This window comes from Prauserella salsuginis, assembly GCF_024648885.1.
Taxonomy (GTDB): Bacteria; Actinomycetota; Actinomycetes; order Mycobacteriales; family Pseudonocardiaceae; genus Prauserella; species Prauserella salsuginis.
In genome coordinates this window covers 45869-70914 of the sequence record NZ_JANBBF010000016.1, presented here as the reverse complement: position 1 = coordinate 70914, position 25046 = coordinate 45869, and the positions used below count along the sequence as shown (strand labels likewise).

Annotated in this window: 22 protein-coding genes; 11 read left to right on the top strand and 11 right to left on the bottom strand. The window is 70.7% G+C overall.

Annotated elements, in window-relative coordinates:
• Positions 1–7: 7 nt before the first annotated feature.
• The 5 genes from LY40_RS25460 to LY40_RS25440 are packed head-to-tail and all read left to right on the top strand — an operon-like array spanning position 8 to position 6292.
• Positions 8–1573: an ABC transporter substrate-binding protein gene (locus tag LY40_RS25460; RefSeq protein WP_183787355.1), complete on the top strand. Its 1566-nt coding sequence runs from the start codon at positions 8–10 to the stop codon at positions 1571–1573.
• 15 nt (positions 1574–1588) lie between these two features.
• Complete coding sequence (locus tag LY40_RS25455; RefSeq protein ID WP_258938395.1) at positions 1589–2545, top strand: ABC transporter permease; 957 nt, start codon at positions 1589–1591, stop codon at positions 2543–2545.
• Positions 2542–3423, top strand: coding sequence for an ABC transporter permease (locus LY40_RS25450; protein ID WP_258938394.1), 882 nt, complete (start codon positions 2542–2544; stop codon positions 3421–3423). Before LY40_RS25455 ends, LY40_RS25450 begins: the two co-directional genes overlap by 4 nt.
• Positions 3420–5198 carry a dipeptide ABC transporter ATP-binding protein gene (locus LY40_RS25445; RefSeq protein WP_258938393.1) on the top strand — a complete coding sequence of 593 codons (1779 nt, stop codon included), beginning with the start codon at positions 3420–3422 and terminating at the stop codon, positions 5196–5198. The genes LY40_RS25450 and LY40_RS25445 overlap by 4 nt, the downstream gene beginning before the upstream one ends.
• A gap of 2 nt (positions 5199–5200) precedes the next feature.
• Positions 5201–6292: a serine hydrolase domain-containing protein gene (locus LY40_RS25440; protein ID WP_258938392.1), complete on the top strand. Its 1092-nt coding sequence runs from the start codon at positions 5201–5203 to the stop codon at positions 6290–6292.
• Between the two features lie 235 nt (positions 6293–6527).
• Here the strand turns inward: LY40_RS25440 and LY40_RS25435 are convergent, their stop codons facing one another.
• The 7 genes from LY40_RS25435 to LY40_RS25405 form a co-directional block, all read right to left on the bottom strand.
• Positions 6528–6941, bottom strand: a complete 414-nt coding sequence (locus LY40_RS25435) for a metal-sulfur cluster assembly factor (RefSeq protein WP_183787360.1) — start codon at positions 6939–6941, stop codon at positions 6528–6530.
• 64 nt (positions 6942–7005) lie between these two features.
• Positions 7006–7458 (bottom strand): Fe-S cluster assembly sulfur transfer protein SufU, encoded by a 453-nt coding sequence (sufU, locus tag LY40_RS25430; protein WP_183787361.1) that lies wholly within the window; start codon positions 7456–7458, stop codon positions 7006–7008.
• Positions 7459–7460: 2 nt separating this feature from the next.
• Positions 7461–8759, bottom strand: a complete 1299-nt coding sequence (locus tag LY40_RS25425) for a cysteine desulfurase (RefSeq protein ID WP_183787362.1) — start codon at positions 8757–8759, stop codon at positions 7461–7463.
• A 71-nt stretch (positions 8760–8830) separates the two neighbouring features.
• Positions 8831–9592, bottom strand: a complete 762-nt coding sequence (gene sufC / locus LY40_RS25420; RefSeq protein WP_183787363.1) for a Fe-S cluster assembly ATPase SufC — start codon at positions 9590–9592, stop codon at positions 8831–8833.
• Positions 9593–9646: 54 nt separating this feature from the next.
• Positions 9647–10825 carry a Fe-S cluster assembly protein SufD gene (gene sufD / locus LY40_RS25415; protein ID WP_258938391.1) on the bottom strand — a complete coding sequence of 393 codons (1179 nt, stop codon included), beginning with the start codon at positions 10823–10825 and terminating at the stop codon, positions 9647–9649.
• Between the two features lies 1 nt (position 10826).
• A complete protein-coding gene (sufB, locus tag LY40_RS25410) occupies positions 10827–12275 on the bottom strand; it encodes a Fe-S cluster assembly protein SufB (protein WP_258938390.1) in 1449 nt (482 codons plus the stop codon).
• Positions 12272–13081 carry a helix-turn-helix transcriptional regulator gene (locus LY40_RS25405; RefSeq protein WP_372497788.1) on the bottom strand — a complete coding sequence of 270 codons (810 nt, stop codon included), beginning with the start codon at positions 13079–13081 and terminating at the stop codon, positions 12272–12274. Before LY40_RS25405 ends, sufB begins: the two co-directional genes overlap by 4 nt.
• 432 nt (positions 13082–13513) lie before the next feature.
• On the opposite strand from LY40_RS25405, the gene mptB reads away from it, so the two are divergent.
• From mptB to LY40_RS25380, 5 genes are all read left to right on the top strand, one after another.
• Positions 13514–15244 (top strand): polyprenol phosphomannose-dependent alpha 1,6 mannosyltransferase MptB, encoded by a 1731-nt coding sequence (gene mptB / locus LY40_RS25400; protein WP_258938462.1) that lies wholly within the window; start codon positions 13514–13516, stop codon positions 15242–15244.
• Positions 15245–15305: 61 nt separating this feature from the next.
• Positions 15306–16232 carry an ABC transporter ATP-binding protein gene (locus LY40_RS25395; RefSeq protein ID WP_258938389.1) on the top strand — a complete coding sequence of 309 codons (927 nt, stop codon included), beginning with the start codon at positions 15306–15308 and terminating at the stop codon, positions 16230–16232.
• Complete coding sequence (locus LY40_RS25390; protein WP_183787011.1) at positions 16229–17020, top strand: ABC transporter permease; 792 nt, start codon at positions 16229–16231, stop codon at positions 17018–17020. Before LY40_RS25395 ends, LY40_RS25390 begins: the two co-directional genes overlap by 4 nt.
• 165 nt (positions 17021–17185) lie before the next feature.
• Positions 17186–18244: a COX15/CtaA family protein gene (locus LY40_RS25385; RefSeq protein ID WP_258938388.1), complete on the top strand. Its 1059-nt coding sequence runs from the start codon at positions 17186–17188 to the stop codon at positions 18242–18244.
• Between the two features lie 235 nt (positions 18245–18479).
• Positions 18480–19433 (top strand): acyl-CoA desaturase, encoded by a 954-nt coding sequence (locus LY40_RS25380; RefSeq protein ID WP_183787010.1) that lies wholly within the window; start codon positions 18480–18482, stop codon positions 19431–19433.
• A 49-nt stretch (positions 19434–19482) separates the two neighbouring features.
• Here the strand turns inward: LY40_RS25380 and LY40_RS25375 are convergent, their stop codons facing one another.
• Both LY40_RS25375 and LY40_RS25370 read right to left on the bottom strand, forming a co-directional pair.
• Positions 19483–20364 carry an ATP-grasp domain-containing protein gene (locus tag LY40_RS25375; protein ID WP_258938387.1) on the bottom strand — a complete coding sequence of 294 codons (882 nt, stop codon included), beginning with the start codon at positions 20362–20364 and terminating at the stop codon, positions 19483–19485.
• Positions 20361–20684 (bottom strand): hypothetical protein, encoded by a 324-nt coding sequence (locus LY40_RS25370; protein ID WP_183787009.1) that lies wholly within the window; start codon positions 20682–20684, stop codon positions 20361–20363. Before LY40_RS25370 ends, LY40_RS25375 begins: the two co-directional genes overlap by 4 nt.
• A 122-nt stretch (positions 20685–20806) precedes the next feature.
• Here LY40_RS25370 and LY40_RS25365 point away from each other — a divergent pair, with 122 nt between their 5' ends.
• A complete protein-coding gene (locus LY40_RS25365) occupies positions 20807–21778 on the top strand; it encodes a quinone oxidoreductase family protein (protein ID WP_258938386.1) in 972 nt (323 codons plus the stop codon).
• A gap of 81 nt (positions 21779–21859) precedes the next feature.
• Here the strand turns inward: LY40_RS25365 and LY40_RS25360 are convergent, their stop codons facing one another.
• A complete protein-coding gene (locus tag LY40_RS25360) occupies positions 21860–22450 on the bottom strand; it encodes an FKBP-type peptidyl-prolyl cis-trans isomerase (RefSeq protein ID WP_183787007.1) in 591 nt (196 codons plus the stop codon).
• 21 nt (positions 22451–22471) lie between these two features.
• Positions 22472–24838, bottom strand: a complete 2367-nt coding sequence (locus LY40_RS25355) for a HelD family protein (protein ID WP_183787006.1) — start codon at positions 24836–24838, stop codon at positions 22472–22474.
• Positions 24839–25046 lie beyond the last annotated feature (208 nt).

The following is a 25046-nucleotide window of genomic DNA, read 5'->3' as shown; positions in this document are numbered from 1 at the left end:
GCCCTTCATGTCCCTCGACAACCACGACACTCGTTTCTCTCGAAGGAAGTTCCTGCTCGGTAGCGCCGCACTGGCCGGCGCCGTTCCGTTCCTGTCGGCCTGCGGCGGGCGTTCCGACGCCGCCGCGGCGCCGACCGGCCCACCGAAGCGCGGCGGCACGCTGCGCGTCGGCGTCACCGGCGGTGGCGCCTCCGACACACTCGACCCGCACTCCCCCGTCACCAACCCGGACATCGCGCGGGTTCGCAACCTCTACGAACCGTTGGTCTACCGCGACCACGACTTCGAGGTCTCCTACCTGGTCGCCGAGAAGCTCGAGCCCTCGGCGGACGCGAGGACCTGGACCGCGACCCTCCGCGAGGGCGTCCGCTTCCACGACGGCAGGCCGGTGACCCCCGCCGACGTCGTCGCCACGTTCCGCCGCGTCATGGACCCCGACGACCCGAAGTCCGGCGCGACCAGTCTGTCGATGCTCGAGAAGGTGACCACCAAGGGCGACCGGCAGGTCGAGTTCCACCTGAACGAGCCCTCGGCGGTGTTCGCCGACTACCTCGGCCAGTACTCGCTCGGGATCGTGCCCGCCGACTTCGACCTCGAGAACCCGGTCGGCACCGGCCCGTTCCGCGCCGCATCGTTCACCGCGGGTCTGCAGAGCCGGTTCGTGCGCAACCCGCACTACTGGCGGCCGGGACGGCCGTACCTCGACGAGCTCGTCCTCATCAACTTCACCGAGGACGACGCGCGGATCAACGCCCTGCTCGCCTCCCAGGTCGACGCCATCGACCAGGTGCCTGTGTCCCTCGTCGAGGTGCTGCGCAGCGACGAACGGATGCGCATTCTCTCGTCGGAGACGGGCACGTGGCTGCCGTTCACCATGCGCGTCGACCGCCCGCCGTTCGACGACGTACGCGTCCGGCAGGCCCTGCGCCTCGTCATCGACCGCGAGCAGATGATCAACCAGGTGCTGGCGGGCCAGGGCCGGGTCGGCAACGACCTGTACGCCCCGTTCGACCCCGCGTACGCCTCCGAACTGCCGCAGCGCACGCGGAACATCGCCGAGGCGCGCAGGCTGCTGGCCGAGGCGGGCAAGTCGAATCTGGACATCGAGCTCGTCACCGCACCGATCCAGGCCGGCGCGGTCGAGGCGGCGCAGGTGTTCCAGCAGCAGGCGAAGGCCGCGGGCGTGAACGTGCGCCTCCGCCGCGTCGACACCACCACCTTCTACGGCGACAACTACCTGAAGTGGGATTTCGCCCAGGACTTCTGGTACACGCGCAACTACCTGCCGCAGGCCGCGAACGGCTCGCTGCCGGACTCGCCCTACAACGAGACCCACTGGGACGACCCCGAGTTCGTGCGGCTCGTCCGCACGGCGAACCGCACGAGCGACACCGGCGAACGCACCCGGCTGCTCAAGCAGGCGCAGCGCATCGAGCACGAACGCGGCGGCTTGATCGTCTGGGGCTTCGTGAACCAGGTCGACGCACATCAGGTCTACGTCGCCGGGCTCGTCCCGGACCGCACCGGCCTTCCCCTGTCCGGTTACTCGTTCGGCCAGGTCTGGCTCGGCTGAGGAGGTGAGGATTTCGTGTTTCGACTGATTCTGCGCAGGCTCGCGATCAGCGTCGCCGTGCTGTGGCTCGTGACGCTGCTGGTATTCGTCGCGACGTTGCTGCTGCCGGGAGACCCGGCCCGAGCCATCCTCGGCCAGCAGGCCACGCCCGAACGCATCGCCGCGCTGAACGATCAACTCGGCCTCGACGCGCCCGTGTGGCAGCGCTATCTCGACTGGCTCGGCGGTGTGGTCACCGGCGATCTCGGCACGTCGGCGGCCTCGCAGGGCCCGGTGACCGAGCTGCTGGGCGGGCGTATCGGCGCCTCGCTGGTGCTGCTCGTCGGCGCCGCGGTGATCAGCACCGTGCTCGGCCTCGCACTCGGCACCTGGTCGGCGCTGCGGCGTGGCCGCGCCGTCGACCACACCGTGTCCGGGCTCAGCCTGGTCGTCGCGGCGCTGCCCGAGTTCGTCATCGGTGTCGCGTTGATCGTCGTGCTGTCGACGACCGTGCTGCCGGTGCTGCCTTCGGTGACGCTGGCGCCGCCGGGCGAACCGGTGTGGTCGCGGCCGAGCCAGCTCGTGCTGCCGATCCTCGCACTGACGCTCGTCGTCACGCCGTACATCACGCGCATGATGCGCGCGACGATGAGCGAGGTGCTCGACAGCGGCTATGTCGAGATGGCCCGCCTCAAAGGCCTGCCCGAGCGTGTCGTCATCACCCGGCACGCCGTGCCGCACGCGATCGGCCCCGTCGCGCAGGTCATCGCGATCCAGCTGGCCTGGCTCGCGGGCGGCGTCGTGGTGGTCGAGTTCCTCTTCCGCTACCCCGGAATCGGACAGGCGCTCATCGACGCGGTCAACAACCGCGACGTCGAAGTCGTCCAGGCGATCACGCTGCTCATCGCCGCCGTCTACATCGTGGTGAACCTGATCGCCGACATCGTCGGCATCATGACCAACCCCAAACTGCGCGCGGAGGTGGCCCGATGACCGCCACGACCACACAGTCCACCTTGCTGCGGCGTGCGTGGGCCCTGCCGCAGGCGAAGATCGGGCTGGCTCTGACCGTGGTCGTCGTCGGCGTCGCGGTGCTCGGCCCGTGGGTGGGGCCCTGGCTGACCGGCCACGACACGACCAGCTTCGCGGGCAAGCCCTTCCAGTCCGGAGGAATCGCCGGCACCGACGGTCTCGGCCGCGACGTGTTCACCCGGTTCCTCTCCGGCGGCCTGACCCTGCTGATCTACGCGGTACTGGCGACCGCGCTCGGCCTGGTGCTCGGTGCGGTCCTCGGCATGCTCGCCGGTTACAGCGGCGGCTGGCTCGACTCGCTGATCATGCGCGGCAGCGATGTGCTGCTGTCGTTCCCGCAGCTGGTGTTCGCGCTCCTGGCGATCGCCATGATCGGCCCGGAGGGCTGGCTGCTGGTGCTGGTCATCGGCATCACCCACGCACCCCGTGTCGCCCGCGTGGCCAGGCAGGCCACGGTGGCGGTCAAGGACGCGGACTTCATCCGCGCCGCCCGCATGTACGCCATGCCGCGCCGGCGCATCCTGCTCCGCGAGGTGCTGCCCAACATCACCGGCCCGCTGATGGTCGAACTCGGTTTGCGGCTGACGTACTCCATCGGTTACGTGGCCTCACTGTCGTTCCTCGGACTCGGCATCCAGCCGCCGACCGCGGACTGGGGGCTGATGATCAACGAGAACCGCATCGCCCTGGTCGTCGAGCCGTGGGGCGTGCTGCTGCCCGTGCTCGCGATCGCCGTGCTGACCGTCGGCACCAACCTGATCACCGACTCGCTCGCCTCGGCGGCCGCCGGCACCTCACAGTCCGGCAAGCCGCAGACAGCGAAGGAGGCCTCGGCATGACCGCTCCCGCCACGTTGACGCACACGCTCGCCGCGCGGGATCTGCGCGTCGACACCGTCGCCGGACACCCCGTGTTGAAGGGCGTGTCGTACGAGATCGCCCCCGGCGAGGTGCTGGCACTGGTCGGCGAATCCGGTTCCGGCAAGACCACCGCGGGACTGGCCGCACTCGGCCACTTCCGCCGCGGACTCGTCCACACCGGCGGCACCGTCTCGCTGCAGTCCGACGACGGCGAGCCGGTGTCCGTCCTGGAGGTCGGCGACCGGGAGCGGCGGTCGCTGCGCGGCAGCACGGTCGCCTACATCCCCCAGGACCCGGCCGCCTCCCTCAACCCGGCACTGCGCATCGGCAGGCAGATCGGCGAGGTGCTCGAGACGCACGGCTACGGCACCTCCGCCGCCGAACGTTCCGCACGCATCGCCGAGGTCCTGGCCGAGGTCGGTCTCCCGGACGACGAGAGCTACCAGCGGCGGTACCCGCACGAACTGTCCGGCGGTCAGCAGCAGCGCGTCGGCATCGCGATGGCGTTCGCGTGCCGGCCGAGTGTCGTCGTGCTCGACGAGCCGACCACCGGACTCGACGTCACCACGCAGACGCTGGTCCTGCGCACGGTCGCCGCGCTCACCACCGAACACGACACCGCCGCGCTCTACATCACGCACGACCTGGCGGTCGTCGCCACGATCGCCCACCGGGTCGCCGTGCTGCGCCACGGCGAGGTCGTCGAGTGCGGCTCCGCCGAGGAGGTGCTCCGCGCCCCGTCGCACGCCTACACCCGCGAGCTCGTCACCGCGGTGCCGCACCTCGACGGCACGGGTGCCACCAGCACATCCGCCGCGGAACGGCCGGAATCAGTCACTCCGGAGAGTGCCGGTTCGAACGGTGCGGAACCTGACGGTGTGGGCTCGAACGGAGCCAGCGCGGACACTGCAGAACCGGACAGTGCGGAAGCGGACAGTGCCGACTCGAACGGGACGCAGCCGGGTGACGCCGCGCCCGCCGCGACCGGCGGCGACCGCGCACGCACCCCGGTCCTGTCGGTCTCCGGCCTGTCCGTCTCGTACGGCGACCACCGGGTGCTGCACGACGTCTCCCTGGACGTGCGCGCGGGCGAATGTCTGATGCTGCTCGGCGAATCCGGCTCCGGCAAGACGACCCTGTCGCAGTGCGTGGCCGGGCTGGGCGAACCGCATGCCGGCACGGTGTCGCTGTCCGGAAGCCCGCTGGCCACCTCGACGCAGCGGCGTACCGCCGAGCAGCTGCGCTCGGTGCAGTACGTGTTCCAGAGCCCGTACTCGTCGCTCAACCCGCGCAAGACGATCGCGCAGTCGGTGGAACTGCCGTTGCGGACCCTGACGGACCTCGACGCCACCGCGCGCCGCGCACGCGTGGCCGAGACTCTCGAACGGGTGCGTCTCGATCCGGCGTTCGGGGACCGGCTTCCCGACGAGCTCTCCGGCGGCCAGCGGCAGCGCGCGGCCATCGCCCGTGCTCTGGTGACCACGCCGGAGGTGCTGCTGTGCGACGAGGTGACCTCCGCGCTCGACGTGTCCGTGCAGGCCACGATCGTGGACCTGCTCTGCGAACTGCGGCGGGAGTTGGGCACGGCGATGCTGTTCGTGACGCACAACATCGCGCTGGCCCGGCACGTCGCCGACCGGATCGCGGTACTGCGTGGCGGGGAAGTCGTCGAATCGGGCACGGTCGACGAGGTGCTCGGCTCCCCGTCGCACGAGTACACGCGTGAACTGCTCGCCAACACGCCGAGGATGTGACGATGACGGTCCTCGGCTCGGTCGCGCCGGGTTTCGACGCCGTGCGGGACGCCTTCGCCGACGTACTCGCCGACGCGCGCGGCGGCGCCTCCTTCGCCGTCGTCCGCGACGGCCGGGCGGTCGTCGACCTGTGGGGCGGGCTCGCCGACCCGGCGTCGGCCGTGCCGTGGCGCGACGACACCCTGTGCGTCCTGTTCTCCGGCACGAAGGGCATCGTCGCCACCGTCGTCGCCGCACTCGACGTCCTCGACCCCGACGCCCCGGTGCGCGAGGTCTGGCCCGGGTTCACCGCCGACGCCACGATCGGCCACGTGCTCGCCCACACCGCCGGTCTGCCCTATGTGGACGGCGAACACGACATGCTCGACAACGCCGCCTGTGCCGCGCTACTGGCCGAGCAGCGTCCCCTGTGGACACCCGGAACACGAGTGGCCTACCACGCACTCACGTACGGCCACCTCGTCGCCGAACTGCTACGCCGCGCGACCGGCCGCTCCGTCGGCACGCTCGTGCGGGAGACCCTGGCCGAGCCGTTCGGGCTCGACCTGCATCTCGGCACACCCGAGTACCTCGACGGCCGGATGGCGCGCCTGCTGCGCGCCCCCGGGTACGCCATCAGCACGGTTCTCGACGACCCGGAGCGCAGGAAGATCGTCGAACGCATGTACGCGGGCCTGCTCGACTCCGACGAGCGGATGAACTCGGCCGCCTACCGCCGCGCCGAACTGGCGGCCGGGAGTGCCACCGGCACCGCACGATCGATGGCACGGCTCTACGACCTGCTCGGCCACGGGCAGGTCGTCCCACCGGACCCGCTGGCACGCGCCACCCGGACCTGGTCCGAAGGCGTGGACGCCATCAACGACCGGCCACTGCGGTTCGGCCTCGGCTACGAACTCGAGGACCCGATCGGCACCTACGGCCCCACGTCACGCTCGGCAGGCGCGTTCGGCCACTCCGGAGCCGGCGGCGGGCGTCACGGCGCGTGGCCACAGGCAGGCCTCGGCTTCTCCTTCGTCACCAACGAACTGCGCAGCGAGAACGCCGACGGCCGCGCCGACCGCCTCCTCGAAGCGCTCAGCGCATCCCTCTGACGTTCGCCGCTCCGGACGCCGTCCTGCCCGAGCCACCGCCCCGGCCGACGCGCCACCCGCCGTCGGCCGGGGCGGAACCCACTCCACCCTCGGCCCACTCCACCCTCGGCCCACGCCACGCGCGGGCACGCCCCGAGCCGACCGCACGAGACCTGCGGCCCCGCAGAAACACGTGCGCCGGACACCCATGAGCGGGTGTCCGGCGCGCGTGCATCGCCTCAGGCCGTGGAACGTCTCAGACGGTGAAGCCGAGGGCGCGCAGCTGTTCGCGGCCGTCCTCGGTGATCTTCTCCGGCCCCCACGGCGGCATCCAGACCCAGTTGATCCGGTAGTCGTCGACCAGCTTGCCGGAACCCTTCAGCACCGACGCCGTCTGGTCCTCGATCACGTCCGTCAGCGGGCAGGCCGCCGACGTCAGCGTCATGTCGATGGTCGCCGTGTTGTCCGGCTCCACCCGAATGTCGTACACCAGGCCCAGGTCCACGACGTTGATGCCGAGCTCGGGGTCGACCACGTCGCGCATGGCCTCCTCGACGTCTTCGACCTTCGCCACGTCGCCGCCCGCCACGGCCTCGGCGGCCTGTGCTTCCTGATCGAGATCGGCCGCGGTCCGGCCCTCTCGCTCCTGCTGCGTGCCGGCTTCGGTCATGCTTCCACCTCTATCTTGCGGGAGTCGGCCTTGGTGAGCGGTGCTGCGCAAGCTCCATTGTCGCTCACCCGGCCTCCACACCGTTCGACGTGCGGGCCAGTGCGTCCTTGAAGGCCATCCATCCCAGCAACGCGCACTTCACCCGCGCAGGATACTTCGCCACACCGGCGAACGCGATGCCGTCCTCGAGCACGTCCTCGTCCGGTTCGACCTGGCCGCGCCCCTGCATCAGTTCGGTGAACGCATCCATCGTGGTCATCGCCTCGTCGACGCTGCGGCCGATCACCAGATCGGTCAGCACCGACGTGGCGGCCTGACTGATCGAACAGCCCTGCCCCTCGTAGGACACGTCCTCAACCTTGCCGTCGTCGGTGACCTTGACACGCAGGGTCACCTCGTCACCGCAGGTCGGATTGACCTGGAACGACTCCCCGTCGAACGGCTCACGCAGGCCGCGGGCATGCGGGTTCTTGTAGTGGTCCAGGATGATCTCCTGGTACATGCTCTCGAGCTGCATGCCTACTCCCCCACTCCGAAGAACCGCTGCGCCTCACGGACCCCCGCAACCAGCGCATCCACTTCGGACGGTTCGTTGTACAGATAGAACGACGCGCGCACCGTCGCCGGCACGCCGCACGCCCGGTGCAGCGGCCACGCACAGTGGTGTCCCACCCGCACGGCGATGCCGACGCTGTCGAGTACCTGGCTCACGTCGTGCGGATGCACCCCGTCGACGACGAACGCGACGGTCGCACCGCGGTCGACCGTGTCGGCCGGTCCGATGATCCGCACGCCCGGAATTCCCGACAGGCCCGCGAGCGCCCGCTCGACGAGCGTGTGCTCGTGCGCCGCGATGCGGTCCACGCCCACACCGTTCAGATAGTCCACCGCAGCGGCGAGCCCGACGGCCTGCGAGGTCATCGGCACACCCGCCTCGAAACGCTGCGGCGGCGGCGCGAACGTCGACCCTTCCATCCGGACCAGTTCGATCATCGACCCACCGGTCAGGAACGGCGGCATCGCCTCGAGCAGTTCCCGCCGCCCGTACAGCACACCGATACCCGACGGACCGAGCATCTTGTGCCCGGAGAACACGGCGAAGTCGACGCCGAGCGCGCCGAAGTCGACCGCACCCCGCCCGTACACGCCGTGCGGCACGGACTGGCACGCGTCGAGCACGACCAGCGCACCGACCTCGTGGGCCCGCCGCACCAACGGTTCGACCGGGTTCACCGTCCCGAGCACGTTGGACTGGTGGGCGAATGCGACCACCTTCGTCCGCTCGGTGATCATCGAGTCCAGCCCCGACAGGTCGAGCCTGCCCTCGTCGGTGACCGGGAACCACTTCAACGTCGCCCCGGTGCGCTGGCACAGCTGCTGCCACGGCACCAGGTTCGCGTGGTGCTCCATCTCCGTGACGACGACCTCGTCGCCCGGCCCGACGGCGAACCGCGCCGACTCCGGGCCCGCCGTGCCGGCGTTGCTCATCGCGTAGGCGACGAGGTTGATGCCCTCGGTCGCGTTCTTCGTGAACACGACCTCGCCCGGCGCGACCCCGACGAACGACGCGATCGTCGCGCGGGCTCCCTCGTAGGCGTCGGTCGCCTCCTCGGACAGCTGATGCGCCCCACGGTGCACCGCGGAGTTCGACGTCTCCACGAACCGCCGCTCCGCGTCGAGCACCTGGGCGGGACGCTGGGATGTCGCCCCGGAATCGAGGTACACCAGCGGTTTTCCGTCACGGACGGTGCGCGACAGGATGGCGAAATCGGTTCGCAGTGCCGTGACGTCCACAGGCAGTGAATCCGTGGTGGTCATCGCCGGCTCCCTTCGGTCCGGGCCTGCCGGAGCGGTGCTGTCACCGCCCCCGGCAGACCGCGCGTGACGTGTCAGACCGCGGCTTCCGTCGTGTACTTGACGTAACCGTCGGCCTCGAGCTCGTCCGCCAGCTCCTTGCCGCCGGACTGCACGACCTTGCCACCGGCGAACACGTGCACGAAGTCGGGCTCGATGTGCTTGAGGATCCGCGTGTAGTGCGTGATCAGCATGACACCGACCTCGTTGTTCGACTTGTAGTCGTTGACCGCCTCCGACACCGTGCGCAGAGCGTCGACGTCGAGGCCCGAGTCTGTCTCGTCGAGGATGGCGAACTTCGGCTTCAGCAGCGCCAGCTGCAGGATCTCGTGGCGCTTCTTCTCACCGCCGGAGAAGCCCTCGTTCACGCTGCGCTCGGCGAACTCGGAGGAGATGTCCAGCTGGCTCATCTCGTCCTTGACCTCCTTGACCCAGTGCCGCAGCTTCGGGGCCTCGCCGCGCACCGCGGTGGCGGCCGAGCGGAGGAAGTTCGACATCGACACGCCCGGCACCTCGACCGGGTACTGCATCGCGAGGAACAGGCCCGCGCGAGCACGCTCGTCGACGCTCATCTCCAGGACGTTCTCGCCGTCCAGCAGCACCTCGCCCGAGGTCACTTCGTACTTCGGGTGACCGGCGATCGCGTACGACAGCGTCGACTTGCCGGAGCCGTTCGGGCCCATGATCGCGTGGGTCTCGCCCGAGCGGATCGTCAGGTTGACGCCGTTGAGGATCGGCTTGTTGCCCTCGTCGGTCACGACGTCGGCGTGCAGATCCTTGATTTCCAGTGTGGCCATGCCTTCTTCGTTTCTCTTCGGCGTTCGAAAGTCGTCAGTGATGGTCCGGCCGCGTTACACGCCGATGGCTTCGAGTTCGGCCTCGATGGCCGCCTCGAGCCGTTCGCGCACCTCGGGGACCTCGATCTTCATGAGGATCTCGTGGAAGAACCCGCGCACAACGAGCCTGCGCGCCTCGTCCTCGGGCAGGCCGCGCGCCTGGAGGTAGAACAGCTGCTCGTCGTCGAAACGGCCCGTGGCGCTCGCGTGCCCGGCGCCGGAGATCTCGCCGGTCTCGATCTCGAGATTCGGCACCGAGTCGGCCCGGGCACCCTCGGTCAGTACGAGGTTGCGGTTGAGCTCGAAGGTCTCGGTCGCCTCGGCAGCCGCGCGGATGAGCACGTCGCCGATCCACACCGAGTGCGCATTGTCGCCCTGCAGCGCGCCCTTGTAGAGGACGTTGGACTTGCAGTTGGGCACGGCGTGGTCCACGAACAGCCGGTGCTCCTGGTGCTGGCCGGAGTCGGCGAAGTGCAGACCCAGCATCTCCACGTCACCACCGGGGCCCGCGAACGTGGCCGTCGGGCTGACGCGCACCAGGTCGCCGCCGAGCGTGACCACGATGTGCTTGAGCCGCGAGTCCCTGCCCAGCTTCAGATGCTGCTCGGAGACGTGGACGGCGTCGTCGGCCCAGTCCTGCACCGACACGACGGTCAGCTGTGCCCCATCACCGAGGACGAACTCGATGTTGTCGGCGTAGGTGCCGGAGCCGACGTGGTCCAGCACGACCGTCGCCTCGCCGAACTGCTCGGCGCGGACCTGCACGTGCCCGTAGGCGGTCTTGCCCTCACCGGGACCGTGGAACCGCACCAGTGTGCGGGCCGAGGCCTTCGTCTCGGCGGGCACCGTCACCAGCGTCGCCTTCTCGAACGACGAGTACGCCTGAGCGGAGATCCGGTCGCTCGGAACGCCTGCCTGACCGAGTCGTTCGTCGTCCCGGCCCACGGTCTCGACCCGCACCTCCGGCGCGGCCTCGAGCTCCAGCTCGGCCTCACCGGTGGCGGGTGCCGAACCGTCGTGCAGGCCGCGCAGGCGCTTCATCGGCGTGAAACGCCAGTTCTCCTCACGGCCGCCCGGGACCTCGAACGCCTCGACGTCGTACGAGGCGAAACGCTCCGCGCGGGAGGCCGCCGGGATCGTGACCTCGGCGGCCTCCGCTGCGTTCGCGGCTGCGGTGTTGTCAGCAACCGTCATGTCAGCCGACGCTTCCTTCCATCTGCAGTTCGATCAGGCGGTTGAGCTCGAGCGCGTACTCCATGGGCAGCTCGCGCGCGATGGGCTCGACGAACCCGCGCACCACCATCGCCATGGCCTCCTCCTCGGTGAGGCCGCGCGACATCAGGTAGAACAGCTGGTCCTCGCTCACCTTGGACACGGTGGCCTCGTGGCCCATGGACACGTCGTCGTTGCGGATGTCCACGTACGGGTAGGTGTCCGACCGCGAGATCGTGTCCACCAGCAGGGCGTCACAGACCACGCTGGAGCGCGAGTGGTGAGCCCGCTTCGCGACCTTCACCAGACCCCGGTACGAGGTACGGCCGCCACCACGCGCCACCGACTTCGACACGATCGTCGAGGAGGTGTGCGGTGCGAGGTGCTCCATCTTCGCGCCCGCGTCCTGGTGCTGGCCCTCGCCCGCGAACGCGACCGAGAGGACCTCGCCCTTGGCGTGCTCACCCATGAGGAACACCGACGGGTACTTCATCGTCACCTTGGAGCCGATGTTGCCGTCGACCCACTCCATGGTGGCGCCCTCTTCGGCCTTGGCGCGCTTGGTCACCAGGTTGTAGACGTTGTTCGACCAGTTCTGGATCGTCGTGTAGCGGCAGCGGCCGCCCTTCTTCACCACGATCTCCACGACCGCCGAGTGCAGCGAGTCGGACTGGTAGATCGGCGCCGTGCAGCCTTCGACGTAGTGCACATAGGCGTCCTCGTCGACGATGATCAGCGTCCGCTCGAACTGGCCCATGTTCTCCGTGTTGATGCGGAAGTAGGCCTGCAGCGGGATGTCGACGTGCACCCCCTTCGGCACGTAGATGAACGAACCACCGGACCACACGGCCGTGTTCAGCGCGGAGAACTTGTTGTCGCCCGCCGGGATGACCGAGCCGAAGTGCTCCTTGAACAGCTCCGGGTAGTCGCGCAGCGCCGTGTCGGTGTCCAGGAACAGCACGCCCTGGGCCTCCAGGTCCTCACGGATCTGGTGGTAGACGACCTCGGACTCGTACTGCGCGGCGACACCGGCGACGAGGCGCTGCTTCTCCGCCTCGGGGATGCCGAGCTTGTCGTAGGTGTTCTTGATGTCCGTCGGCAGGTCGTCCCAGCTGGTGGCCTGCTTCTCGGTGGAACGCACGAAGTACTTGATGTTGTCGAAGTCGATCCCCGACAGGTCCGCGCCCCAGTTGGGCATCGGCTTGCGCTCGAAGAGCTTCAGGGCCTTCAAACGTGCGTCGCGCATCCACTCCGGCTCGGACTTCTTATCCGAGATGTCCGTTACGACATCCTCGTTAAGCCCACGCCGAGCGCTCGCGCCCGCCGTATCCGGGTCCGACCAGCCGAACGCGTAATTGCCGAGAGACTCGATGGTCTCTTCCTGGCTCAACGGCGTGGTGGTGGGATTGCGCTGCTCGGCAGCGGCAGTCATGCGGTCGTCCCTCCATTCGGAGTTCGTGCTTCGTGACCCGGCGCCGGGCCGGGCACGTGCGTCGTGCACACGGCGTCGCCGCGCGCGATGGTGGCCAGTCGCTGCACGTGCGTGCCGAGCAACTGTGCGAAAGCCTCGGTCTCGACCTCGCACAGCTGCGGGAACTCCGCTGCGACGTGGGCCACCGGGCAGTGGTGCTGGCAGAGCTGCGCTCCGGTCCCGGAAGTTCCGGCGCCAGAAGCTCCGGTGTCCGGACCGCCGGCGCCGACCTGCCTGGTCGACGCAGCGTAACCCTCCCTGGTCAAGACGGTGGCGAGGGCCTCCGCCTTGTCCGCGGGAGCACCCTCGTTAGAGATCTGCTCCCGGTACGGATCGACGAGCGCCGCCACGCGCCGCTCGGCGAACGCGCGAACCGCCTCCTCGCCCACGTGCTCGGCGAGGAATCGGATCGCGGAGACCGCAAGGTCGTCGTAGGCGTGCCCGAACCGCGCCCTGCCCTGCTCGGTGAGCAGGAACAGCTTCGCGGGCCTGCCACGCCCCCTTCGGCCACGTCGCGATGCCTCCCTGGTCTCGGCCTCAGCGTCGGCCAGCAGTGCGTCGAGATGCCGGCGCACCGCCGTCGGGCTGATACCGAGCTGTTCGGCCACCGCGGCCGCGGTCATCGGACCCTGCTCGAGCAGGACCCTGGCGACCTCACCCCGCGTGCCACCGTCCGAACCCGGCGGCGGCACGGGTGCCGTGACGGAACCGGGAGGCGCCGGTGGCGTGGTGCCACCCTGCTGATCCTGGTTGCCGTCGTTTTTCACAACATAATTGTGTCTTATTTCCTCGCGGCAGGCAAAGGTGCCTCACCGGCCGTGACTGGAGTCACCACTCGAGACGTGCACCCCCTCGGTACACACTGCCGACACCGGCCGTGGACAGCCCGTCCAGATGGTGGCGGGAGGCAGGCGGGAGCCCCGGAAGGCGCGCTCCGCGCCACGGTGGCCGGGCCGATCGCCTCGAAGGTGCCCCTCGGGGCGCGCAGCAGCCCACGCGCGAGCCCGCAGCACCAGGCCCCGACCACCACCGATCGATGGATGGCTGCCCACCGCTAGTCTCTCGGCGTGGCATTCGGCAGGGGCCCCGTGACTTTCGGCGGGGGACGCAGGCGGCGACCCGGCGACGAGGACGACCCCGCGCCGGCGCGGGAGACCGGCGGTGGCGGCTCCCGGCTGTCCTCACTGGCCGCCTCGACGGTGTGGGTCCCCGCGCGCTCGCCCGCGCATCCGGGCGACCGTGAGCCGCTGACCGCCGACGAGCGACGTTCGGTCCGCCTCGTGCAGACGTTCGGCACCTTCGGCTCGCTGATGCTCGCGTTCGGTTCCCTCGGCGCGGGCGCCGCCCCCGTACTCAACCCGGTGAACACGCTGCCGGTCCTGCGGATCTTCGCGCGAATCCCCACGGTGTCACTCGCGCTGGCGTTCATCGGCATGATCATGCTGATCGTCGGCTGGCTGCTGCTCGGCCGGTTCGCCAGGCCCAGTCGCAAGCGCATCGTCGGCAGAGGGGAACTGCACCGCACCCTGCTGCTGTGGATCGCCCCACTCGTGGTGATCCCACCGATCTTCACCCGGGACCCGTACGTCTACCTCGGTCAGAGCGAGGTCCTCACCCGCGGCATGGACCCCTACGAGGTCGGCCCCGAGGCCCTCGGCAACGACGACCCGCTCGTGGTCGGCGTCGCCAACATCTGGCGCGACACCCCCGCCCCCTACGGACCGCTGTTCCTGCGCATCGGCAGCTGGATCACCGGCATCACAGGCGAGCACGTCTCCGGCGGCATCCTGCTGTTCCGCCTGCTCACCCTCGTCGGACTCGGCGTCGTCGTGTGGGTACTGCCCCGGCTCGCCGACCGGTTCGGGGTCCCGCCGAGCACCGCGCTGTGGCTCGGCGTGGCCAACCCGCTGGTGCTGTTCCACATCGTCGGCGGCGCCCACAACGACGCGCTCGGCATCGGCCTCATGCTGCTGGGCCTCGAGGTCGGCCTCCGGCGCCTGCCGTACCGGGTCCGCGGCGACTCACCCCCGCCGCTGGTCAACGGCGAGATCGGGTTCATCGTCGCCGGTGCCGCGATCATCACCGTCGCCGCCACCATCAAGCTGCACGCCATCGTCGCGCTCGGCTTCTTCGGCGTGATGATCGCCCGGCGCTGGTACGGCAGCATCAAGGACCTGCTCAAGGCCGGTTCCGGCATGCTCGTGATCTGCGCCGTCGTCATGACCGCGGTGACCTACGGGGTCGGCCTCGACTACGGCTGGGTCAACGGGCTCAGCACCCCGACGAAGCTCTGGAACTGGATCGCCCCGACGGCCGAGATCGGCCAGCTCGGCGGCGTACTCGGAGTCACACTCGGACTCGGCAACCACACGGCAGGCATCATCGCCGTGCTCGCCATCCTGAGCTACCTCGCTGCAGGGGCGATCACCGTCAAGTTCCTCTGGGACAGCCTCCACTGGCGGTACCGGCCGATGATCGGCCTCGGCGTCTCCGTCGGCGCGTTCATGTTCCTGCACGTCGCGATGCAGCCGTGGTGGCTGCTCTGGGCGATCATCCCGCTCGCCGCCTCGGCGGGCACGTCCCGGTTCCGCGTGCTCGCCACCGGCATGAGTGTCGTGCTGGCCGTGCTGATCCCGCCGAACGGCAGCCCGTTCGACGGCCGCCTCTACACGTTGCCGCAGGCCTACTTCGCGGGCGGTCTCGTCGTCCTCGGCGCGTTGGCACTGCTGTGGTGGCGGGCACCGGCCGTGCTCTTCGCTCGCACCGATCCCGACGACCTGCTCCACCCGCAGGCGAGCACGATCGGGCGCAGGCACCGCAGGCACTCCACCGGCCCCGTCAGCGCCGGCCCTGCGACGGCCGGCGCCGAGCACGCACCGGAGGCGAGCGGCGCCGCACCACGCGACACGACGCCGCGGAACAGGCCCTGACCGGGTGGCCGGCGCCAGGGCGACGCGAGCACGCGGCCCGCAGGCCGTACCCTTGACATTCGTGAATGCTGCGGCCGTCGAGATCACCGGTCTGGTGAAGCGCTTCGGATCGGTCACCGCCGTCGACGGGCTGGATCTGAAGATGCCGAGAGGCGAGATCCTCGCCCTGCTCGGCCCCAACGGTGCGGGCAAGACGACCACCGTCGAGATCTGCGAAGGATTCCGCACGCCCGACGCGGGCACGGTGCGCGTACTCGGACTCGACCCCGCACGCGGCGGGGCCGCGCTCCGCCCGCGGGTCGGTGTCATGCCTCAGGGCGGCGGCGCCTACCCCGGAGTGCACGCCGAGGAGATGCTCCGCCTGGTCGCCGCCTGCGCGGCCGATCCGCTCGACCCGGCGTGGCTGCTGGACGTCCTCGGCCTCGGTGGCGCGCGCCGCACCCCGTTCAAACGTCTCTCCGGCGGTCAGCAGCAGCGGCTGTCGCTGGCGTGCGCCCTGGTCGGCAAGCCGGAGCTGGTGTTCCTCGACGAACCCACCGCCGGCATGGACCCGCAGGCCCGCAGGCTCGTGTGGGAACTACTCGGCGCGCTCCGTACCGACGGGGTCAGCGTGCTGCTCACGACCCACCTCATGGAGGAAGCGGAAGCTCTCGCCGACGACGTCGTGATCGTGGACGACGGCACCGTCATCGCCCAGGGATCGCCCAGCGCGCTCACGGCCGAACACGCCGAGGACGCCCAGCTGCGGTTCCGTGCCCGTCCCGGCCTCGACACGCGCCTGCTCGCCGCCGCACTGCCCGAGGGGTACGTCGTCCGCGAATCGTCACCCGGCTCCTACCGCGTCATCGGGCACGTCGACCCGCAGGTCGTGTCCACGGTGACCTCGTGGTGCGCCCAACAGGGCGTGCTGGCCGAGGAGCTGCACGTCGGCAGACGCGATCTCGAAGAGGTCTTCCTCGAACTGACCGGACGGGAGCTGCGCACATGACGACGTCCCGCTTCGCCCCCGGCACCTTCACGCCCGCACCCGGCCGCGGCCGGCTCGGGCGCATGCTCGCCGCCCACGCGCGCGTCGAAACGGCACTCACGCTGCGCCACGGCGAACAGATCCTGCTCACGCTGCTCATCCCGCTCGCCCTGCTCCTCGGGCTCAGCCTGCTCGACGTGCTGCCCGCGGGCGAGTTCGCCGACATGCCACGCGTCGACTGGATCACTCCGCGGATCCTCGCCCTTGCGGTGCTGTCCTCGGCGTTCACCGGCCAGGCCATCGCGCTCGGTTTCGACCGGCGGTACGGCGTGCTGAAACGACTCGCCGCCACGGCGTTGCCACGGTGGCTGCTCGTCGCGGGCCGGCTCGTCGCCGCGCTCGTCGTCGTCACCCTGCAGGTGCTGATTCTCGGCGGCGTCGCGGCGCTGCTCGGCTGGTCGCCCTCGGCGGCAGGCATCGCGTTCGGTGTCGCCGCGCTCGTGCTCGGCACGCTGTGCTTCGGCGCGCTCGGCGTGCTGCTCGGCGGCGCGCTGAAGGCGGAGGCGGTTCTGGCCCTCGCGAACATCGTGTGGTTCGTCCTGCTGCTCGCCGGCGGGATCCTCATGGTTCCGTCCGCCCTGCCCGACGCCTACGCGACGGTCGTCGCGCTCCTGCCGTCCGGGGCGCTCGCGGAAGGGCTGCACGCCGCTCTCGTCGACGGGACGTTCTCCGCGGGATCCTGTGCCGTGCTCGCCGTCTGGACGGCCCTCGCCGCCGCGGTCGCCACGAGGACGACGAAACTCACCTGACTCCGGGGCCACGTCACAGGTGCGGCGTTGGATGCCCCAAGGGCGCCTCGGGCACCTCTCCCGCCACCTACCAAAACGAGGCGCTTCGCGCCACCTCTTACGGCCAGCCCCTCTCCCACCACCACCCAACCGGAAGCGCTCCGCGCTGCCCCTACAATCTGTAGTGTGAGCGCATTCGTGGAGCGGTTGTCCTCGCTCGTCGGCCGCCTGCCCTATCCGTCCCGCGCGGTGCAACGCACCATCGCGATCGCCGCGATCATCACCCAGGGCGGCATCGGCGTCACCGGCTCGATCGTGCGCGTCACCGGCTCCGGTCTCGGCTGCCCCACCTGGCCGCAGTGCTTCCCCGGCAGCATGTTCCCGGTCGAGCACGCCGAGTACGCGATGTTCAATCAGTGGATCGAATTCGGGAACCGCCTGCTCACCGGCATCGTCGGCATCGTCGCCGCCCTCTGCGTGATCGTGGCCTGGCGCATCAAGCTCGACCACCCCGGCCGCCGCCGACTCGTCGCACTGGCGTGGACCATGCCCGGTGGCGTCGTCGCCCAGGCCATCATCGGCGGCCTCACGGTCGTCACGGGCCTGTTGTGGTGGACGGTCGCGATCCACTTCCTCGTCTCCGCCGTTCTCGTCTGGCTCGCCACACAGCTGCTGTACGCCCTCGACGAAGGCGACGACGAACCCCGCCCCGTCCTGCCCGCGCGGCACCGGCCGCTGCTGCAGGCACTGGTCGTCTCCCTCGCCGCACTGCTGGCCGCCGGCACCACCGTCACCGGCGCAGGACCGCACGGCGGCGACCCCGAAACCCCGCGGTTCGACGCGCCCATCGAAACGCTCTCGTTCATCCACGGCGGGCTGCTCGTCGTGTTCCTCGCCATCCTCGCCGCACTCGGGGTCGCCGCACGGCGCCACCGAGCACAGACTCCGCCGCCGCCCGCGCTGCGGCGCAGGTACGCGATGGTCTGGGTCGTCGCGCTGGCCCAGGGGGTGCTCGGCAGCGTGCAGTACCAACTCGGTGTTCCGGAGGAGCTCGTGTCGTTCCACGTCCTCGGCTCCGCCGCCGTCATCGTCGCCGTGTCCGCGCTCTGGTGCGCCGCTCGCGACCGCGGCACCGCAGTCAGCCACCACCCCGCCCCGGCCGGTGCCGTGGAGCCCGCGGATCCGGCGGACACTCCGTCCGACACTCCGGCGCCCGGCCCCGCCGCGGGCACCACGTCCCACTGACCCTCGCCCGGCCGCCTGCCGCCATCACCGATGCCACCGGATCGTTCACGCCGGCGCCGACCGCGGCCGACCGTACGTTTCGTCACCTGTCACCACGGAAGTGCCCATGGCCCCGTGGCGGGCCGGTATTCTCCGACCGGCGTCGCCCACCGGCGGCCCCGACGCCCGCCTCCGCCGCGGGCGCGAGACCGTCCCACTCCCCTGCCACCGCATCGAGACGAGGTCGCACCTCCCCATGAGCACTGCCGAACAGGCACCGGAAACCACATCCGGAACGTCCGGACCGAAGCCCCTTCTCGGTGAAGCCCGCACGACAGGGCAAATGCTGGTGCTGAAGACGTTCCTGCTCATCCCGTTCGCCGCGCTGATCATCGCGGTCCCCTTCGCCTGGGGCTGGGGACTCAGCTGGCTCGACCTCGGCCTCGCCGTGGGCTTCTACACGATCGGGACGCTCGGCGTGACCGTCGGCTACCACCGCTACTTCACGCACGGCGCGTTCAAGACCGGCCGTCCGCTGCGCATCGCACTCGCCATCGCGGGCAGCATGGCCGTGCAGGGATCGGTGATCTTCTGGGTCGCCAGCCACCGCAGGCATCACGCGTTCGCCGACCGGGAGGGCGATCCGCACTCGCCGTGGCTGTTCGGCACCTCCCCCGGCGCGCTGCTGCGCGGCTTCTGGCACGCCCACATGGGGTGGATGTTCCAGCGCGACGTCACGAACTACCAGCGGTTCGCACCGGACCTGCTCGCCGACGAGGACCTGAAGATCGTCAACCGGTTCTTCGCCCTGTGGATCGTGGCCAGCCTCGGCCTGCCCGCACTCATCGGCGGACTCGTGACCTGGTCCTGGTGGGGTGCGGTGACCGCGTTCTTCTGGGCAGGGCTAGTCCGCATCGCCTTCTCCCACCACGTGACGTGGTCGGTCAACTCGGTGTGCCACATGGTCGGCGAGCGTCCGTTCACCAGTCGCGACAAGGCCTCCAACTTCTGGCCGCTGGCGATTCTGTCCATGGGCGAATCCTGGCACAACTCCCACCACGCCGACCCGACGTGCGCCCGGCACGGGGTGCTGCGCGGCCAGCTGGACATCTCCGCCCGGCTGATCTGGATCTTCGAGAAGCTCGGCTGGGTCCGGGGTGTCCGCTGGCCCAAGCCCGAGCGGCTCGCCGCCAAGCGCGTCGCCGCCTGACACCGCGAGCGCGTGCTGCCCGCCCGCTGGTGCGGGCAGCACCGTCCGGTCACCTCAGCGCGGCCCGCACCGCCGACGCGAACCGCACGGGTGCGCCGGCGTCGGCCTGACGGAATCCCAGGCTCGGCTCGCTGACCTCCAGCTCCAGGACCGCAGGCTCACCGGCGGCGGTCCGCACCACGTCGACGCGGGCGTAGAGCAACTCGCTACGGCGCAGGCCGAGCCTGGTGGCGGCTGCGTCGAGCGCGTCCTCCGCGAGCGCCCGCCACGGCCCCTCCGGAGCGGCGCTGGCCAGCTTCTCGGTGACGAACAGCCCCGATTCGTGCAGGTCCGCACCGCTGAGCATCGGCCCCTTGGTGAACGCGTGCGAATACTGGCCGCCGAAGAACACCAGCGCCGTCTCGCCCTCGCTGTCGACCGCGGGTTGATACGGCTGGACGAGGGCCGTGTGGCCGTCGTCGTGCAGCGCGCGGAGGTGGCGCGTCGCCGCGTCGCGGCCCGCGGGTGTGAACCGCGCCGCACGCCGCGATCCCGCACCGACGGACGGCTTGACGACGAAGTCGCGGTCCGGCCACTCCGGCGTCTCACCCGGCGCAGCCAGCTCGGTGGGCACGACATCGACACCGGCGGCGGCGAGGTCGAGCAGGTAGGCCTTGTCGGTGTTCCAACGGACCACGCTCGCCCGGTTCGCCAGTCCCGGTACCGACGCGCACCACGCCAGGAACTCGTCGCGCCGCTCCGTGTAGTCCCACGTCGATCGCGGAATCACGATGTCGGCGGCCGCGAAGTCCTCGGCCGGGTCGTCCCAGACGGCCCACCGCGTGTCGACCCCGACATCCGCGAGGGCGTCCGGAACTGCGCGTTCGTCCCCGTCGCCCTGCGGTACTCGGCTGCAGCCGACCAGCAGGGCCGTACGTTTCGCCCCGATCACGCGCGAGCGCGCGGACCGGCCATCGTGCGGCGGTGCTCCGCGCCGATCACCGTGGCGTTCACGGTGTCCGAATCCCATTCGGCGGGTTCGATGTCGTCGATCGCCTCGACGAGCGCCGTGCCGGTTTCCGTGCTCGGCACGACCACGTCACCCATGGCGCCGTCGGCGCCCACCAGCACGACGCGGGCGCCCAGGCGCCCGATCCGCTCCACAACGGCCTTCGTCGGCGCGCCGTGCTCGGCGACGAACCCGCGCGCGGCGGTCACCTGCGCCTTGGTCGGCTCGGCCGGGGTCTGCTCGGTGCTCTCGGTCTCAGCCACGGCGACAGTGTAGGGGCCGGTCCCGCAGTACGGGGCAGGGACGCGCTCCACGTCACGATCATGGTGCGGGCTCTAAGGTCGGAGCCGTCACGTCCGACGAACCTCGCCGAGGAGGAACCCGCATGCCCACAGCCATCCGGATCGAGCGGACCGGAGGTCCGGAGGTCCTCACCCCCGCCGACGTCGAGGTGCCCTCGCCCGGCCCCGGCGAGGTGCTGGTCGATGTCGCCGCCGCAGGGGTCAACTACATCGACACGTATCAGCGCGCCGGCGTCTACGCGATGAACCTGCCGTACACGCCGGGCCTCGAAGGCGCGGGCACGATCGCCGAGGTGGGTTCCGGCGTCACCGGACTGGCGCCAGGCGACCGCGTGGCCTGGCAGGGCCATCCCGGCGGGTACGCGCAGCGGGCTCTCATCCCTGCGAACGTCGCCGTTCCCGTGCCCGACGCGGTGCCCGCCGAGACGGCGGCCGCGGTGATGCTCCAAGGAGTCACGGCGCACTACCTCGTCAACTCGACGTATCCCGTGGCAGCAGGCGACACGATCCTCGTGCACGCGGCCGCGGGCGGGGTGGGACTGCTGCTGACCCAGCTGGCCAAGGCGAAGGGTGCCCGCGTGCTCGGCACCGTGTCGACGGCGGAGAAGGAGACGCTCGCGCGCCGGGCGGGCGCCGACGAGGTGATCCGCTACACGGACCGGGATTTCGCCGAGGCGGTCGACGAGCTGACCGGCGGCGAGGGCGTGGCCGTGGTCTACGACGGCGTCGGTGCGAGCACGTACGAGGCGAGCCTGCGGTGCCTGCGGAGGCGGGGCATGCTCGTGCTGTTCGGCGCCTCGAGCGGCCCGGTGCCGCCGATCGACCCGCAGGTGCTCAACTCCGGCGGATCGCTGTACCTCACGCGCCCGACGGCCGCCGACCACGTCGCCACCCGCGACGAGCTCACGTGGCGTACCGGGGAGCTGTTCTCGGCCGTGGCCGCGGGAACGCTCGACGTCCGGGTCGGGGCGCGGTATCCGCTGGCCGACGCGCGCACCGCCCACGAGGACCTCGAGGGCCGCCGCACCACCGGCAAGGTGCTGCTCGTCCCGTGACGGCCGCGGACGTACGACCGCCCCCAGCGGTGCCTCACCGGCGCGGCTGGGGGCGGGTTCGCGACGTGGGGACGGTCCGCGTCAGGCGATGCCGGTGATCTCGGCCACCACGACGAGGTTCTGACCGGCGAGCGGGTTCCCGCTCTGCTCGGAGTAGCCGAGGTCGGGCGGAAGCACGATGAGCCGCTCGCCGCCCTGCCGGACGCCCTCCAGGCCCTGCGGCCAGCCCTCGATCTCCCCCGCCTGCGCCGACAGGTCGACCGACGCGGTTCCGCTGTCGGCGACGCTGCCGTCGGACCAGCCGAACACGGTGTAGTCCAGCTGCACCGTCGATTGCGGCGTCGCGGCCGCACCGGACCCGGATTCGAGATCACGGGTGAGGACCTGTGCCGGTGCCGCGCAATCACGCGGGATCTCGACCTGCGACTCGGCGGCCGAGGTGTCGACCGTGACGTCGTCGGCCGCACACGTGGCGGCACCGTTGCCCCCTCCGGCGTGCCCGCCGCCGTCGGCGCTGTCGGAGGCGGCGCTCTCGGACACCGACACGGGTGCGGGCGTGTGCGAGTTCTGCTCGCCCGCCGGCTGGTCGGTCGGTTCCTCCAGGGACGGCGAGCACGCCGCGAGCGCCGTGGCGGCGGCAGCCGCGATCAGGATTTTGCCAGCTTTGCGCATGCGCCTACCCTAGCCGCCCGCTCAGTGGGCGATTTCCGCACCTGACACCGCGGCATCGAGCGCGGCGGGCACCGGCCCGGTGTGGACGATCCCCAGCCGTTGGGTGGCACGCGTCAGCGCGACGTACAGGTCGTTCAGGCCACGCGGCGACTCGGCGATGATCTCGTCCGGTGCCACGACGACCACCGCGTCGAACTCCAGCCCCTTCGCCCGGCCGACGGTCAGCACCGACACGCGATCGGTGTCGGCCGCGATCGAGTCGAACGTCACATCCGCCAGGGTCTCGGGCACGACCACCGCTACCGTGCCGCCGTCCACTTCGGCCAGTTCACCATCCACAACGGACCGCAGCACGGGTGCCGGGTCGCCGCGGTCGGCGCGGCACTGCCACGGCAGGACTCCGGTGTCGCGCACGGACTGCGGCGCCTGCAGCTCGGGGTCGATCGCCGCGAGTACCCCGGCCGCGACGTCCATCACCTCGGCGGGCGTGCGGTAGTTCACCGTCAGTTCCCGCAGCCGCCAACGATCGCCGACGTACGGCGAGAGCACCTCGCCCCAGGAGGACGTGCCGCCCCTCGAACCGGTCTGCGACACGTCGCCGACCAGCGTCATCGAGCGGCTCGGGCAGCGCCGCATGAGCGTGCGCCAATCCATCGCCGACAGTTCCTGCGCCTCGTCGACGATGACGTGCCCGAACGTCCATGTCCGGTCCTGCGCGGCCCGCTGGGCGGCGGTCAGGTTGCTCCGGGCCTCCTGCCGTTCGGCGATCATCTCGGCGTCGAGGACGTCACGTACGCGGATCTGGTCCTCGTCGAGGATCTCGTCGTCCTGTTCGAGCACGTGCAGCACGCCCTCGGCGTACGCGCGCTCTTCCCGTTCGCGCCGTTCGCGCCGCTGCCTGGCCTCGGTGTCGTCCTCACCGAGCAGCTCGGCGAGCTCGTCGAGCAGCGGCACGTCACCGGGCGTCCACCACGAGCCGGGGCTGCGCAGGAGCGCGTCCCGGTCGGCGGCGGACAGCGAGCCCTCGGTGGCCGAGGCCAGCCGATCGGCGTCGGTCAGCAAGTCCGCGAGCAGTTCCTGCGGCGTCAGCTTGGGCCACAGCGCGTGCAGCGCGGCGCGCACCGCGCGGTCCTCGGTCAGCTCCTGTCGGATCGTCGCGTAATCGCGCTCGTCGAGCAGCACGCCGTCGTCGGCCTCGTCCTCGGTCAGCGGGACCTGCGGGACGTCGTCGAGCACGCTGGACTCGAGCCGAGCCACGGCCTGCTCCGCGAGCGCGTCCAGCAGCGTGTCGACGAACACGCGGCGCGCCACGTTGTGCGGCTTGAGCGTGGCCCGCGCCTTCTCCCGCGCACGCTCACAGGTGCGCCGCTCCAGCGTCAGCACGTCGTTGTCCTCGGCGTCGATGCGCATCACGTCGTCGGGCACCGTCTGCCGATCCCGCACCGCCCGTGCGAGCACGTCGGCCATGACGATGCGCCCCTTGATCTCCGCGGCCTCCGGGGTGTCCGTGCCGACGGCCTCGAGTCCGGGATACAGCTCCCCGACCGTGGCCAGCAGCACCCCGGTCTCACCCAGCGACGGCAGCACCTGGCCGATGTAGCGCAGGAACGTGCTGTTCGGACCGACGACCAGCACGCCGCGGGTGGTGAGCTGCCTACGGTAGGTGTAGAGCAGGTACGCAGCGCGGTGCAGCGCGACAGCGGTCTTACCGGTTCCGGGACCGCCCTGAACGACCAGCGCACCGCCCATGTCGGCGCGGATGATGCGGTCCTGCTCGGCCTGGATGGTGGCGACGATGTCGCTCATCTCGCCGGTGCGCCGCCGCTCCAACGCGGACAACAGCGCGGCCTCACCCGCCAGGCCGAGGTGGTCGCTGTCGCCCTCGGACCCCAGGTCGAGCACCTCGTCGTCCACGTCCACGACACGCCGGGTCAGGGTGCGCAGGTGCCGGCGCCTGCGCACGCCGTCCGGGGACGCGGCGGTGGCCAGGTAGAACGGACGGGCCACCGGGGCCCGCCAGTCGATGAGCAGCGGCCGGTAGTCGTCGGACTCGTCGAACAGCCCGAGCCTGCCGATGTACAGCGGCGATTCGACATCGCCACGGGCGAGCCGCTCGTCGGTGAAGTCGAGCCGGCCGAAGCACAACCCCTGCTCCACGGACTTCAGCTGTGCCATGCGATCGCTGTAGGTGGTCGTCGCTGCCTCGCGTTCGGCCTGTGCCTGCGGTTCGCCGTCGTCGACGGCGCGGAGGCTGTCGGCCAGCCTCCGGGCGACGAGCTCGCGCTCGGCGTCCAGGGCGGTGTACAGACCGGTGACGTATTCCTGTTCCTCGGCGATCGCGGTGGTCTTACCGGTTTCGGTGGCCCGAGCGTCGGCGGACACGGACAAGGGCGGCGCCTTTCGGACGTGGGGAGGTTCGGCCGAGGTTCAACGACCGCGGCCGCGCATGAATTCCCGGGAGACGGGATGAGTAACCCACCCCGCCCACCCCGCGGGTCGCCCCTCACGCCGGTACCCCGGCGGGCGAGGAGGCGAAGTCGCGGAGCCGAACGCGCGCATCGCGAGGTCAGGGACGCCGGGGCGACGCCGGCAGCCT

Excerpts from the sequence above, each read along its gene's own strand:
- LY40_RS25380 (WP_183787010.1), top strand. The coding sequence starts at position 18,480 with ATGAGCACTGCCGAACAGGCACCGGAAACCACATCCGGAACGTCCGGA.
- LY40_RS25425 (WP_183787362.1), bottom strand. The coding sequence starts at position 8,759 with ATGACCACCACGGATTCACTGCCTGTGGACGTCACGGCACTGCGAACC.
- LY40_RS25365 (WP_258938386.1), top strand. The coding sequence starts at position 20,807 with ATGCCCACAGCCATCCGGATCGAGCGGACCGGAGGTCCGGAGGTCCTC.
- LY40_RS25360 (WP_183787007.1), bottom strand. The coding sequence starts at position 22,450 with ATGCGCAAAGCTGGCAAAATCCTGATCGCGGCTGCCGCCGCCACGGCG.
- LY40_RS25445 (WP_258938393.1), top strand. The coding sequence starts at position 3,420 with ATGACCGCTCCCGCCACGTTGACGCACACGCTCGCCGCGCGGGATCTG.
- LY40_RS25460 (WP_183787355.1), top strand. The coding sequence starts at position 8 with ATGTCCCTCGACAACCACGACACTCGTTTCTCTCGAAGGAAGTTCCTG.
- sufU (WP_183787361.1), bottom strand. The coding sequence starts at position 7,458 with ATGCAGCTCGAGAGCATGTACCAGGAGATCATCCTGGACCACTACAAG.
- sufB (WP_258938390.1), bottom strand. The coding sequence starts at position 12,275 with ATGACTGCCGCTGCCGAGCAGCGCAATCCCACCACCACGCCGTTGAGC.
- LY40_RS25440 (WP_258938392.1), top strand. The coding sequence starts at position 5,201 with ATGACGGTCCTCGGCTCGGTCGCGCCGGGTTTCGACGCCGTGCGGGAC.
- LY40_RS25450 (WP_258938394.1), top strand. The coding sequence starts at position 2,542 with ATGACCGCCACGACCACACAGTCCACCTTGCTGCGGCGTGCGTGGGCC.
- sufD (WP_258938391.1), bottom strand. The coding sequence starts at position 10,825 with ATGACGGTTGCTGACAACACCGCAGCCGCGAACGCAGCGGAGGCCGCC.
- sufC (WP_183787363.1), bottom strand. The coding sequence starts at position 9,592 with ATGGCCACACTGGAAATCAAGGATCTGCACGCCGACGTCGTGACCGAC.
- LY40_RS25435 (WP_183787360.1), bottom strand. The coding sequence starts at position 6,941 with ATGACCGAAGCCGGCACGCAGCAGGAGCGAGAGGGCCGGACCGCGGCC.
- LY40_RS25390 (WP_183787011.1), top strand. The coding sequence starts at position 16,229 with ATGACGACGTCCCGCTTCGCCCCCGGCACCTTCACGCCCGCACCCGGC.